Origin of the sequence: Halomonas piscis (assembly GCF_031886125.1) — a bacterium.
GTDB classification, from domain to species: Bacteria; Pseudomonadota; Gammaproteobacteria; order Pseudomonadales; family Halomonadaceae; genus Vreelandella; species Vreelandella piscis.
The window spans coordinates 2,024,874-2,038,082 of the sequence record NZ_CP119391.1 but is presented as its reverse complement, the minus strand read 5'-3'; the positions used below and the strand labels follow the sequence as shown (position 1 = coordinate 2,038,082).

The following is a 13,209-nucleotide window of genomic DNA, read 5'->3' as shown; positions in this document are numbered from 1 at the left end:
GGCTAACGGCAACGCCGGGGAAAAGCCAGCGTGCGGCTGCCAAGGGCGCGGCGCTATCAGCGACTTGTCAGAGGGAGAGAATCGGTCATGAACCATGCCGAGCGCTTTCAGCGCCTGACCGAAGTGCTGGCCGCGTGGCAGCCGCTGTGGCGCCCGCTGCCCTTTGCCCATTGCCAGCTGCCCTGGGCGGGGGCGTATCCGGCGCTGCATCGGGCGCTGCTGGCGCTTGACGCCGACGCCCTCGAGCGCGTGGAAGACGCCCCGCTAACGGCCGGCGAGCTTGCCCCCTGGCTGCCCCTGGCCGAGCTTCGCGCGCTGTCGCAGCTGCCGGCGTATCGCGCCGACAAGGCGGCGCTGCCCAACGTCTGGGGCGACCATATCGGCGGGCGCAAATGGCGACAGCTGCAGGCCTTTGTGCGCTGCGTGCCCGCCGCTGCCGGGCCGCTTATCGAGTGGTGCGCGGGGAAAGGACACCTGGCACGCACCTTGAGCCGCCTGCGCGGACAGGCGGTGACCGGTCTTGAGTGGCAGCCGGCGCTGTGCGAGCAGGGTCGAGCGCTGGCCGAGCGCCAGGGCGCGGCGGTTACCCTGGCAGAGCAGGACGTGCTCGCCGAAAAGGCCGGTCGCTGGCTTGAGCCCGGCGGGCACGCTGTGGCGCTTCACGCCTGCGGCGACCTGCACGCGGCGCTGCTGCGTCAGGCGGCGCAGAAGGGCGTGGCGCTGACGCTGGCGCCGTGCTGCTATCAGCGCACCGCGGCCAGGCATTATCGGCCGCTGTCTATGCTGGGGCAGCGGCTGTCGGTGGAAAACGAGCTGGCGCTTGCGCGCGATGACCTGGCCCTTGCCGTCGAGGAAACCGTCACCGCGCCGGCCGCGGTCAGCCGCCAGCGCGAGCGGGCGAACGCCTGGCGGCTGGGCTTTGATCTGATTCAGCGTGAGGTGCGCGGCGTGGATGAATATCTGCCGGTGCCGAGCCTGGCCTACGGCCGAATGCCGACGGACTTCGCCGGCTTTTGCCGCTGGGCGGCGGCGCAAAAGGGGCTGGCGCTGCCGTCGACGGTTCTCGCGCAGCGCGACTGGGAGGCGGCCGGCCATGGGCGGCTGGAGCAGGTCAAGCGCCTCGAGCTTGTACGCCATGCCTTTCGCCGGCCGCTGGAAGTGTGGCTGCTGCTCGACCGGCTGATGTTCATGCAGGAGGCCGGCTTTGACGCCACGCTTGCCACCTTCTGCTCCCGGTCACTGACGCCGCGCAACGTCGTGCTGCAGGCGAGCCCCGGCAGGCCGCTCTAGGAGGCTGTTTCCTTCCGGGCCTCGGGGGTGGCCTCGTCGACCACCGCCGCGCCGACGATATCGCCGGTGACGTTGAGCGCGGTGCCGCCCATGCTGATCAGCGCATCGACCCCGGCGATCAGCGCCACCACCTCAAGGGGCAGGCCGAACATGCTGAGCACGGCGGAGAGCGTCACCAGCCCGGCGGCCGGCACGCCGGCAGTACCCACCGAGAGCAGGGTGCCGATGATCACGATGACCACAAAGTTGGAAAACGCCAGGTCGAGCCCGGTGATGTTGGCGGCAAATACCAGCGATACCCCCATGCGCAGCGCGCCGCCGTCGGAGTTGAAGATAGCGCCCAGGGGCAGGGTGAAGTTGGCGGTTTTCTCCGACACGCCGGCCTTTTTGGCCGCCTTGATAGCTATGGGCAGGGTGGCGATGCTGCTGGAGGTAAAAAACGCCGTGGTGAAGGCTTCGCGGATGTTGTGGAAAAAGGTCCCGATCGAGTGTTTCGACAGGCTCAGAAAGCCGGTGTAAACCACACTCGAGAGAATGGCCAGCCCCAGATAAAACACGCCGGTGAAATACAGAAGCGATTTCAGCGTCTCCAGCCCCTGGTTGCCGAAGGTAGAGGCGCTGATGGCAAAGACGCCGATGGGGGCGTAGAGCAGAATGCCGTTCAAGATGCGGTAGAACATTTCGTTCATCGCGGTGAAAAGGCGCTCGACCAGCGCGCCGTGCTCGCGCATGGCCTCTTCCCGGGAGAAACGCATGGTGGAAACGGCCATGCCGATGATGATGGCGATGAACAGAATGGCCATCAGATCCCCGGAGGTGAAGGCGTTAAACATGTTACGCGGCACAATCTGCAGCAGAATGTCGGAAAAGTGCGGGATATCGGGTTTGTCGACCGAAGTGTCGGGCAGCGACAGGCCGCTGCCGGGGCTGAAGAAAAGCGCCAGCGACACCCCGATCAGCACCGCCAGGGCGGTGGTTGTCAGATAGTAGAGCAACAGCTTGCCGCCCATCTTGCCCAGCTGGAGCAGGTTCATCTGGCTGACGGCTAGCACCACGGTGAGAAAAATCACCGGAATGGCGATCAGGCTCAACAAGTGGATCAGCAGCGTGCCCAGCGGCTTGACCAGAGTCGCCTGGTCGCGAAAGATCAGCGCGGCGGCAATGCCCAGCAGAAAGCCCGCCGCCATCTTCAGCACCAGTGGTGCGTCGCGGTAGGTTTTCCAGAGGGGAGGCTTCGTCAGAGTCATGGCGTGGTTTCCTGCTCGGTAAAGGTAGCCCGATTGCCGGCGTCGCGTGCCTGCTCGAGCTCTTCGATCATGCGGCGTGCGGCGTTGGACAGCGTGCGGTCGTGATGCACCAGATAGCCCAGCGGCCGGTGAAGCGGCGGGGTGGCAACGTCGAGTTTCACCAGTCCGTTGTCGATCATGCTGTCGGGCAAAAGGCTCCACCCCAGCCCTACGCTGCACATCATTTTGAGGGTTTCCAGATAGTTGGTCGACATGCCCGCTTCCAGGGTCAGCCCTTCGTCCTCCAGGCGCCGGCGCAGCAGCGTGCGAGTAAAGGTCAGCGGGCCGGGCAGTACGCTTGCATGGCGGCACAGCTCGCCAAGCGTCAGCGAGGCGGCGTGGCGCAGCGGATGGTCCGCAGCGCAGACAAAGCGCATGCGATCCGTCCAGATCGGCACCACGTCAAGCTGCTCGTGGGGCTCGGGGGCGAGGGTGACCACGGCGATTTCCAGGCGACCGTCCAGCACGTCGCGGTAGGCCTGCTCGGAGTCGAGAAACTCAAGGCCAAGCTCTACCCCGGGGTGACGCCGAGTGTAGCGCTTGAGCAGCGGCGGCAGGCGGTGCAGACCGATATGGTGGCTGGTCGCCAGGCTCAGGCGCCCGCCGACTTGGCCGTTGAGGTTGGCTAGCGCTCGGCGGCTGTCGTCCACTGCCAGCAGAATGCTCTGTGCCCGGGGGTGCAGCACCCGGCCAGCTTCGGTCAGCGTGATACGCCGGCCGATGCGGTCAAAAAGACGGGTGCCGAGCTGGTCTTCCAGCACCGCGATGCGCTTGCTGATAGCCGGCTGGGTCAGGTGCAGCGTCTCCGCCGCCCGGGAAAAGCTCTGGCAGTCGGCCACGGCGATAAAGGCCTGCAGGCTCTGGGTGTCCATAGCTATTCCTTAAAGGAATCCAAACCATAAGTAACATGAATTGCATTTATCTTAACGGCGGGCAACACTATTGGCCAGCACAGCCTGATACCAGCACGGCTTGACAACACACAAGGCAGCGCAGGGATTATCGCCAGTAATAAACGCCTTGCGACGCCGGTAATTCGCAATACGTCACACGGGGCAGCCGCCCGGGAGGCAACATGGCAGCGCAGACGCTTTACGACAAACTCTGGGAGCAGCATCTGGTCAAGCAGCGCGACGACGGCACCGCGCTTCTCTATATCGACCGTCACATGCTCCACGAGGTCACCTCGCCCCAGGCCTTTGAAGGGCTGCGCCTGGCCGGGCGCAAGCCGTGGCGTCTGGATGCCAACCTCGCCACCGCCGACCACAACGTGCCCACCACCGTGGCCGAGCGCGCTGAGGGCAACAAGGGCATCAAGGACCCGGTGTCGCTGATCCAGGTCGAAACTCTGGACGACAACTGCAGCGAATACGGCATTGCCCAGTTTGGCATCAACGATCCGCGCCAGGGCATCGTTCACGTTATCGGCCCCGAGCAGGGCGCCACCCTGCCGGGCATGACCGTGGTCTGCGGCGATTCCCACACCGCCACCCACGGTGCCTTCGGCGCGCTGGCCCACGGCATCGGCACCTCGGAAGTCGAGCACGTGCTGGCCACCCAGTGCCTGCTTACCCAGAAGATGAAGAACATGCAGGTGCGCGTGGAGGGCGAGCTGGGCCTTGGCGTCACCGCCAAGGACGTGGTGCTGGCGATTATCGGCCGTATCGGCACCGCCGGGGGCACCGGGCATGCCATCGAGTTTGCCGGCAGCGCCATCGAAGGGCTTTCCATGGAAGGTCGCATGACGGTATGCAACATGGCCATCGAAGCCGGCGCTCGGGTGGGCATGATCGCGGTGGACGACACCACCATCGACTACATCGGCAACCGCCCGTACTCGCCCACCGGCGAGCAGTGGGACGCCGCCGTGGCCGACTGGCGCAATCTGGTCTCCGACCCTGACGCCGAGTTCGACAAGGTGGTGACGATTGACGCCGCCGAGATCGAACCCCAGGTGAGCTGGGGCACCAGCCCCGAGATGGTCACCGGCATTTCCGGCCAGGTGCCCGACCCCGCCAGGGCCGCGGACGAGACCCTGGCCACCAGCCACGCCCGGGCGCTTGAGTACATGGGGCTGGCGCCCAACCAGAAGATTACCGACATTCGCCTCGACAAGGTGTTTATCGGCTCCTGCACCAACTCGCGCATCGAGGATCTGCGCGAAGCCGCCGCGGTGGCAAAGGGCCAGAAGGTGGCCGACAGCGTCACGCTTGCCATGGTGGTCCCGGGCTCGGGATTGGTGAAGCGCCAGGCCGAGGAAGAAGGGCTGGACAAGGTCTTTATCGAGGCGGGCTTTGAGTGGCGCGAGCCGGGCTGCTCCATGTGCCTGGCGATGAACGCCGACAAGCTCGGCGCCGGCGAGCACTGCGCCTCGACCTCCAACCGCAACTTCGAAGGGCGCCAGGGCTACGGCGGCCGCACCCACCTGGTGAGCCCGGCCATGGCCGCCGCCGCCGCCATTGCCGGCCACTTTGTGGACGTGCGCCGCCTGCCTGCCAACGATGACATCCACGCGCAAAAGGCCTGAACATGAAACAGTTTACCCGCTTTGAAGGCGTGGTCGCCCCGCTCGACCGCGCCAACGTCGATACCGACCTGATCATTCCCAAGCAGTTCTTGAAGTCGATCAAGCGCACCGGCTTCGGCGTCAACCTGTTCGACGAGCTGCGCTATCTGGACGAGGGCTACCCGGGCCAGGACTGCTCCAAGCGGCCGCTCAACCCGGATTTTGTGCTTAACCAGCCGCGCTATCAAAACGCCGAAGTGCTGCTCGCCCGGCGCAACTTCGGCTGCGGCAGCTCCCGGGAGCACGCGCCCTGGGCGCTCGAGGACTTCGGCTTTCGCGCGGTGATTGCGCCGAGCTTTGCCGATATCTTCTACAACAACGCGTTCAAGAACGGCCTGTTGCTGATCGAACTCGACGAAGACACCGTGGAGCGCCTGTTCAAGGCCGTCGAGGCCACCGAGGGCTACGCCCTGGACGTGGATCTGGAAAACCAGCAGATGATCACTCCCGAAGGCGAGCGTATCGCGTTTACCGTGGACGCGTTTCGCAAGCAGTGTCTGCTGGAAGGCCTCGACGACATCGGCATTACGCTCAAGGACGAAGACGCCATCCGCGAGTTCGAGGCCGACCACCGCGCCCGCCGGCCCTGGCTGTTTCGCGACAGCGCCTGATCACCAACAAGGAACTCCCTATGACACGCAAGGTACTTTTACTCCCGGGTGACGGCATCGGCCCGGAAATCATCGCCCAGGCGGCGCGCCTGCTTGAAGCCTGCCAAAAGGCCGGGCTGGATATCGACGTCGACGAAGCGCCGGTGGGCGGCAGTGCCTTTGACGCCCACGGCGAGCCGCTGCCGGCGGCAACGCTCGAGAAAGCCAGGGCCGCCGACGCGGTGCTGCTGGGCGCGGTGGGCGGCCCCCAATGGGACGCGCTGGAGGATCGCTCCAGGCGCCCGGAACAGGGGCTTCTGGGCCTGCGCAAGCACCTGGGGCTTTTTGGCAACCTGCGCCCGGCGCTTTTGTACCCGCAGCTCGCCGAGGCCTCGAGCCTCAAGCCCGAGCTGGTCTCGGGGCTGGATATCATGATCGTGCGCGAGCTCACCGGCGGCATCTACTTCGGCCAGCCCCGGGGAATCGAAGCGCGCGACGGCCAGCGTCTGGGCTACAACACCTACGTTTACACCGAGGCGGAGATCGAGCGCATCGGCCGAGTCGCCTTTGCCATGGCGCAAAAGCGCGGCAAAAAGCTGTGCTCGGTGGACAAGGCCAACGTGCTCGAGGTCACCATGCTGTGGCGCGAAGTCATGGAGCGCCTGGCGCCGGAGTACCCCGACGTCGAGCTTTCCCACATGTACGTGGACAACGCCGCCATGCAGCTGGTGCGTGCGCCCAAGCAGTTTGACGTCGTGGTCACCGGCAACATGTTCGGCGATATCCTGTCCGACGCCGCGGCCATGCTCACCGGCTCCATCGGCATGCTGCCCTCGGCCTCGCTGAACGAATCCGGCCAGGGCATGTACGAGCCCTGCCACGGCAGCGCCCCGGATATCGCCGGCAAGAACATGGCCAACCCCTTGGCGATGATGCTCTCGGTGGCCATGATGCTGCGCTATTCGCTTGACGAAAACGCCATGGCCAAGCGTATCGAGGCGGCAGTGGGTAGCGTACTGGACGACGGCCTGCGCACCGCCGACATCGCCGCCGACAGCGCAGAGGCCGTGGGTACCGACGCCATGGGCGACGCCGTGCTCGAGGCCTTTTCCCGTCGGCTGGCCTGACGCTTCTCCCGGGGCCGGGTGATAAACGCGCCGCGCAATCGTGTACAATGAAACCACATTTTTTCCGGAGGACTTGTCATGTTGAAAGTCGGTTTTGTGGGGTGGCGCGGCATGGTGGGCTCCGTGCTGATGCAGCGGATGCTCGAAGACGGTGATTTCAGCGGCATCGAGCCTGAGTTTTTCACCACCTCCCAGGTCGGCCAGCCGGGGCCTGACATCGGCGCTGACGTCCCCGCATTGAAAGACGCCTTTGCCCTGGACGAGCTCAAGGCGCTCGACGTCATCGTGACCACCCAGGGCGGCGACTACACCAAACAGGTGTACGCCGACCTGCGCCGCGAGGGCTGGAACGGCTACTGGCTCGACGCCGCCAGCGCCCTGCGCATGGATGACGACACCACCATCGTGCTGGACCCGGTCAACCGTGGCGTCATCGATGCCCAGCTGGCGCGCGGGGCAAAGACGTTCGTCGGCGGCAACTGCACCGTCAGCCTGATGCTCATGGGCCTTGGCGGGCTGTTTGAGGCCGGCATGATCGAGTGGATGACCTCCATGACCTATCAGGCGGCGTCCGGCTCCGGCGCCAAGCACATGCGCGAGCTGCTCAACCAGATGGGCGGGCTGCGCGACAGCGTCGGCGAAGAGCTCAAGGATACCTCCAGCGCGATTCTCGACATCGACCGCAAGGTCACCGCGGCCATGCGCGGCGGCGACTTTCCCGCCGACAACTTCGGCGCGCCGCTGGCCGGAAGCCTCCTGCCGTGGATCGACAGCAAGCTCGACAACGGCCAGAGCCGCGAGGAGTGGAAGGGCGGCGCCGAGTCCAACAAGATTCTCGGCCTGGACAACAACCCCGTCCCCATCGACGGCATCTGCGTGCGCGTGGGCACCATGCGCTCGCACAGTCAGGCGTTTACCATCAAGCTCAAGCAGGACGTGCCCCTCGACGAGATCGAAGACCGTCTGGCGAAGCACAACGACTGGGTGAGCGTCGTGCCCAACGACAAGGACGCCACCATCGATCGGCTCACCCCGGCGGCGGTCACCGGCACTCTGAGCGTGCCGGTGGGCCGGCTGCGCAAGCTGGCCATGGGCGGCGAGTATCTCTCGGCCTTCAGCGCCGGCGACCAGCTTTTGTGGGGCGCGGCCGAGCCGCTCAAGCGGATGCTGGCGATTCTGCGCGAGCAGTAAACTAGGCGATTGCCGTCGTCAACGGGCGCTGTAGCCGGCGCCCGTTTTTTTTATGTCTCCTTTATATTGCTCCGCTGTGGATGCCGCCGGGCCGATACGCCGGTAGAATATGGGAGGAAACGACACTGAAGGCGTCGGGCCGGAAGGCATTCGCTCCGACGCGCCGTAACCGTAGGGAACCGGGGGCTCATGAAACTACCAACCGCGCTGGCTGTGCTGCTTGCCGTATCGCTTGCCGGCCCGCTGGGCCATGCCGACGAAGGCGCGCAGGATAGTGCCGGCGGCGACCCGGCGCAGCGCACATTGCCTGCTACTACCTACGTCAGCAGCGGCGACGCTCTGTGGCACGTAGCCGAGCGTGTCAGGCCCGAGAAGGCAAGCGTCGAGCAGGTCATGCTGGCGCTGGTGGAAGCCAATCCCGAGGCCTTTCCCAGCGGCAACATCAACAGCATGAGCGCCAACACCGAGCTCAAAGTGCCGGACGTCGAGCGCATGCTCCGCCGCAGCAAGGCCCAGGCGGAAAAAACCATCGACTACATGAACATTGCCTGGCGTATCCGCGGGCCGGAAGGGCCGGTGCACGTGCCGCTGGGGCCGCCGGACGCGCCGCAGCAAACCGGCCGGGAGCAGGGCGGGCAGCAGCAGCCGTCGGCACCGGGCCTGGAGGCCGGCGAGGCGCTGTCGCTGGAGCCGGAGCAGGCGGCGGGTGGGCTCGGGGCGCTCGATCAGAGCGTGCTAGCCCAGGTCAGGGAGCTGGGTCAGAAACTTGGCCAGGGAGGTGATGCGGGCGAGCTCGACGCGCTCAAGGACCGCCTTGAGCGCGTCATTGGCCAGCGCGACCGCCTGCTTGAGGAGGTGTCCCGGCTGGAGTCGGAGCTCTCCCGGCTGACTGAGGAACTGGCGCTTCAGGAGGTGGAGCTGGCGCGCCAGGAGGTGCAGGAGGGAACGCCGGGCTATAATAGGGCAAGCGCGGACGAGGACCGGCCGGCAAGCGGCACGGCGACGGGCGGCGCGGTGTCGCCGGCCAGCGAATTTGCCGTTGCCCGTCGCGGCATGGCAAGCCTTGCCGCCGAGTATCGCTGGCCGATGGCGGCGGGGGCGCTGCTACTGCTGGCGCTGGCGGCGGCGCTGTGGCGCTACCGGCAGCGCTCGGGCCACGCCGATGACGACGTCGGCGTTTACGCGAACGCCTCGCCGCGCAGCGAAGAGGTGGCATTCGAGCCGTCGAGTCAGGATAATACGTCTTCTTCTTCCTATTGATTGTGGCAAGTGATGACGCTGTTTGACCGCTTTGACGAAACCTCGCCGCTGACCGGGCGGCTCGCCATGGGCATCGAGTATGACGGCAGCGGCTACTGCGGCTTTCAGCGCCTGAGCCACGCCGCCTCGATCCAGGGGGCGCTGGAGCAGGCGCTGAGCCGAGTGGCCAACGCCCCGGTACAGGTTCATGCCAGCGGCCGTACTGACTCCGGCGTTCACGCTACCCGCCAGGTCATCCATTTCGACGCGCCGGCGTCGCGCAGTGAGAAGGGCTGGGTCTTCGGCGCCAACGCCAATCTCCCCCGGGACATCGCCGTGCACTGGGTGAAAGCCGTGCCCGACGATTTTCACTCGCGCCTGAGCGCGCTGGCGCGGCGCTACCGCTATGTGCTGATCAATCAGCTCAATCCCCCGGTGCTCGAGCGCGCCAACGTCACCTGGTGCCGCGACCCGCTGGACGTCGATGTCATGCACCGGGCGGCCCAGGCGCTAGTGGGCGAGAACGACTTCTCCAGCTTTCGCGCTGCCGGCTGCCGGTCAAAAACGCCCTGGCGGCACATGCACTTTCTCGAGGTCAGGCGTCACGGCCCGCTGGTAGTGATCGACATCCAGGGCAACGCCTTTTTGCACCACATGATCCGCAATATTGCCGGCGCGCTCTTGAGCGTCGGCCGCGGCGCTCGGGACGAAGGCTGGCTCGCCCGGCTGCTGGCCTTGAAAGACCGTCAGCAGGGCGACGTGACCGCGCCGGCTCGGGGGCTGCACTTTGTCGACGTGCGCTACGACGACGCCTTTGACCTGCCTCGAGAACCGCTGGGGCCGGGGCTTTTGCTGTCTACCGGTGAGTGGACCGGCGAGCGGCCGATCCCCGACTCGCGCATGGTGCGCCTGCGCCGGGGCCGCCCGCGCCGCATCGTCGAGGAGGGCGCGACATGACGCCGGCGCCTTCACGCACCCGAATCAAGTTTTGCGGGCTGACCCGGGCCGAGGATGTCCGCGTGGCCGTGGCGCAGGGCGTCGATGCCCTGGGCTTTGTCATGTGGCCCGGCAGCAAGCGCGCCATCGACGTGGCAACGCTTGCCACCCTCGCCGCCGAGGTGCCGGCCTTTGTCACCCGGGTGGGGCTGTTTGTGGACGCCGACCCGGCCCTGGTCGAGGAGTGCGCTCCCCATCTCGATATGCTGCAGTTCCACGGCAGCGAGCTGCCCGCCGACTGCGCGCGCTACGCCACGGCCTGGATCAAGGCGCTGCGCATGCGCGACGGCGTTGACCTGCACCGCGAAGCCGAACGCTACGCCGGCGCCTCGGCGCTGCTGCTGGACGCCTACCGGCCGGGAATGCCGGGCGGCACGGGGGAGGTTTTCGACTGGTCGAGAATTCCCGCTCGGCTTGCAAAACCTGTTATCCTCGCCGGTGGCCTGACGCCTGACACTATCGGCCGCGCGGTCCGCCGGGTAGCGCCCCACGCGGTGGACGTTTCCGGCGGCATCGAGGCCGCCCCCGGCCGCAAGGACCCGGCGAAAATGACGGCGTTCGTAAAGCGGGTAGCGGCGGCGGATCGTGCGTCCCAGGCGGCCTTGTAGCGTTCACGCGCGGAGGTGTTGGCGTGACGACCTACCCGGGCGGCGCGGAACCCCGCTGCGCGTTTACCGGTCGAATAACGAAAGCCAGCTTCGCTCCCGTCCGGGGGATGGATGGCTTAACTCTTGGCGTTTTTTGTGAGGTGCACCCGTGACCGTCTCTGCTACTCAGCCCGGCGCTACCCCGTCTGGCGCCGGCTCGTCCAGCGCCGCCCAACCCGGATTCGACGAGCTGACCCGGATGCCGGATGCCCGGGGCCGTTTCGGCCCCTACGGCGGCCGCTTCGTCTCCGAAACCCTGAGCTTTGCCCTGGAAGACCTGGAAGAGATCTACGCCAGCCTGCGTGACGACCCGGCCTTCCAGGCAGAGTTTGACCACGACCTGACCCATTACGTGGGCCGGCCCTCGCCGCTTTATCACGCCGAGCGCTGGTCCAACGCCCTGGGCGGCGCGCAGATCTGGCTCAAGCGCGAAGACCTGAATCATACCGGCGCGCACAAGGTGAATAACACCATCGGCCAGGCGCTTTTGGCCAAGAAAAGCGGCAAGCCCAGGGTCATCGCCGAGACCGGCGCCGGCCAGCACGGCGTCGCCACGGCCACCGTGGCCGCCCGGCTGGGGCTTGAGTGCGATGTCTACATGGGCGCCACCGATGTCGAGCGCCAGAAGCTCAACGTCTACCGCATGCGCCTGCTGGGCGCCCGGGTGATCCCGGTGGAGTCCGGCACCCGAACGCTCAAGGACGCCATGAACGAGGCGCTGCGCGACTGGGTGACCAACGTCGACGACACCTTCTACATCATCGGCACCGTGGCCGGCCCGCACCCTTACCCGCTGCTGGTGCGCGATTTCAACGCCGTGGTCGGCCGCGAGGCTCGCCGCCAGTCGCTTGAGCAGATCGGTCGGCTGCCCGATGCGCTGGTTGCCTGCGTGGGCGGCGGCTCCAACGCCCTGGGACTCTTCTACCCGTTCGTGGAAGACGAAGGGGTGGCCATGTACGGCGTGGAAGCCGGCGGCGACGGCGTCGCTACCGGCCGCCACGCGGCACCGCTGTCCTCCGGTGCGCCGCGCGGCGTGCTCCACGGCAACCGCACCTATCTGATGTCCGACGACGCCGGACAGGTGGCCGACACCCACTCGATTTCCGCCGGGCTCGACTACCCGGGCGTGGGCCCCGAGCACGCGCTGTGGAAAGACGTCGGCCGGGTCAACTACGTGGCCGCCAACGACGACGCCGTGCTCGAAGCGTTTCGCGAATTGACCCACATGGAAGGCATCATGCCGGCGCTGGAATCCGCCCACGCGCTGGCCCAGGCCAAGGTCATGGCGCCCACCATGCGGCCCGACCAGCATATTGTGGTCAACCTTTCCGGCCGCGGCGACAAGGACATCATGACGGTAGCCAAGCTCGACGGCATCGAATTTTAAGGGCCCGACTTCAAGAGATGACCATGAACCGTATCGACCAACGATTCAGCGAACTCAAGCAGCAGGGGCGCCGCGCGCTGATTCCGTTCATTACCGCCGGTGACCCCGCGCCACGCTATACCGTGGGCTTCATGCATGCGCTGGTGGAAGCCGGCGCCGACGTCATCGAGCTTGGCGTGCCGTTCTCCGACCCCATGGCCGACGGCCCGGTGATCCAGAAAGCCTGCGAACGGGCGCTGGCGGCCGGCACTCGGCTGGTTGACCTGCTGGACATGGTGGCCGAGTTCCGCCGCACCGACAGCGCTACGCCGGTGGTGCTCATGGGCTATCTCAACCCCATCGAACGCATCGGCTACGAGGCCTTTGCCCGCCGGGCGGCCGAGGTCGGAGTGGACGGCGTGCTCACCGTGGACATGCCGCCGGAAGAGGCCGATGAGCTGGCGCCGCTGTTGAAGGCCAACGGCGTGGCGGCGATTTTCCTGGTGGCGCCGACCACTTCCCGGCAGCGCGCCGCCGCGATCTGTGCCCAGGGCGACGGTTACCTGTACTACGTGTCGCTCAAGGGCGTGACCGGTTCGGCGACGCTCAACGCCGAAGACGTGGCCGAGCACCTGGCGCCGCTGCGCGAGCTGACCGATCTGCCGCTGTGCGTGGGCTTCGGCATCCGCGACGGGGCCACCGCCGCCGAGGTCGCGAGAGTCGCGGACGGCGTCATCGCCGGCAGCGCGCTGGTCAACCGGATTGCCGATAACGCGACCACGCCGGAGGCGGTTCCCGGCGCTCTGAAAGCCGTGCTCGGCGACATGCGCCGGGCCATGGACGCGGCGACGGCGCCGGACCTTGCCGATGCGCCGCGTTGACGCCACCTTTTATATTACGCGCGTGCTTCA

Annotated in this window: 12 protein-coding genes; 10 read left to right on the top strand and 2 right to left on the bottom strand. The window is 66.6% G+C overall.

The window, feature by feature from the left end:
• Positions 1-87: 87 nt before the first annotated feature.
• Entirely contained in the window at positions 88-1,290 is a 1,203-nt protein-coding gene (locus P1P91_RS09505; protein WP_311882222.1) for a methyltransferase, read from the top strand.
• Here the strand turns inward: P1P91_RS09505 and P1P91_RS09500 are convergent.
• Positions 1,287-2,537, bottom strand: a complete 1,251-nt coding sequence (locus P1P91_RS09500; protein ID WP_311882221.1) for a dicarboxylate/amino acid:cation symporter — start codon at positions 2,535-2,537, stop codon at positions 1,287-1,289. The genes P1P91_RS09505 and P1P91_RS09500 overlap by 4 nt on opposite strands.
• Positions 2,534-3,448, bottom strand: coding sequence for a LysR family transcriptional regulator (locus P1P91_RS09495; protein ID WP_311882220.1), 915 nt, complete (start codon positions 3,446-3,448; stop codon positions 2,534-2,536). The genes P1P91_RS09500 and P1P91_RS09495 overlap by 4 nt, the downstream gene beginning before the upstream one ends.
• Before the next feature lie 203 nt (positions 3,449-3,651).
• Here P1P91_RS09495 and leuC point away from each other — a divergent pair, with 203 nt between their 5' ends.
• From leuC to trpA, 9 genes are all read left to right on the top strand, one after another.
• Positions 3,652-5,103: a 3-isopropylmalate dehydratase large subunit gene (gene leuC, locus P1P91_RS09490; protein ID WP_311882219.1), complete on the top strand. Its 1,452-nt coding sequence runs from the start codon at positions 3,652-3,654 to the stop codon at positions 5,101-5,103.
• 2 nt (positions 5,104-5,105) lie between these two features.
• The gene (leuD, locus tag P1P91_RS09485) at positions 5,106-5,753 is read left to right on the top strand and encodes a 3-isopropylmalate dehydratase small subunit (protein WP_311882218.1); all 648 of its coding nucleotides are present in this window, start codon (positions 5,106-5,108) and stop codon (positions 5,751-5,753) included.
• Positions 5,754-5,773: 20 nt separating this feature from the next.
• Positions 5,774-6,859, top strand: coding sequence for a 3-isopropylmalate dehydrogenase (leuB, locus tag P1P91_RS09480; protein ID WP_311882216.1), 1,086 nt, complete (start codon positions 5,774-5,776; stop codon positions 6,857-6,859).
• Between the two features lie 78 nt (positions 6,860-6,937).
• The gene (gene asd / locus P1P91_RS09475; protein WP_311882214.1) at positions 6,938-8,050 is read left to right on the top strand and encodes an aspartate-semialdehyde dehydrogenase; all 1,113 of its coding nucleotides are present in this window, start codon (positions 6,938-6,940) and stop codon (positions 8,048-8,050) included.
• A gap of 189 nt (positions 8,051-8,239) precedes the next feature.
• Positions 8,240-9,310 (top strand): FimV/HubP family polar landmark protein, encoded by a 1,071-nt coding sequence (locus P1P91_RS09470; RefSeq protein ID WP_311882213.1) that lies wholly within the window; start codon positions 8,240-8,242, stop codon positions 9,308-9,310.
• A 12-nt stretch (positions 9,311-9,322) separates the two neighbouring features.
• Complete coding sequence (gene truA / locus P1P91_RS09465) at positions 9,323-10,246, top strand: tRNA pseudouridine(38-40) synthase TruA (RefSeq protein ID WP_311882211.1); 924 nt, start codon at positions 9,323-9,325, stop codon at positions 10,244-10,246.
• Positions 10,243-10,893: a phosphoribosylanthranilate isomerase gene (locus P1P91_RS09460; RefSeq protein WP_311882210.1), complete on the top strand. Its 651-nt coding sequence runs from the start codon at positions 10,243-10,245 to the stop codon at positions 10,891-10,893. The genes truA and P1P91_RS09460 overlap by 4 nt, the downstream gene beginning before the upstream one ends.
• 238 nt (positions 10,894-11,131) lie before the next feature.
• The gene (gene trpB, locus P1P91_RS09455; protein ID WP_311885765.1) at positions 11,132-12,319 is read left to right on the top strand and encodes a tryptophan synthase subunit beta; all 1,188 of its coding nucleotides are present in this window, start codon (positions 11,132-11,134) and stop codon (positions 12,317-12,319) included.
• A 23-nt stretch (positions 12,320-12,342) separates the two neighbouring features.
• Complete coding sequence (gene trpA, locus P1P91_RS09450; RefSeq protein WP_311882209.1) at positions 12,343-13,179, top strand: tryptophan synthase subunit alpha; 837 nt, start codon at positions 12,343-12,345, stop codon at positions 13,177-13,179.
• Positions 13,180-13,209: the final 30 nt, after the last annotated feature.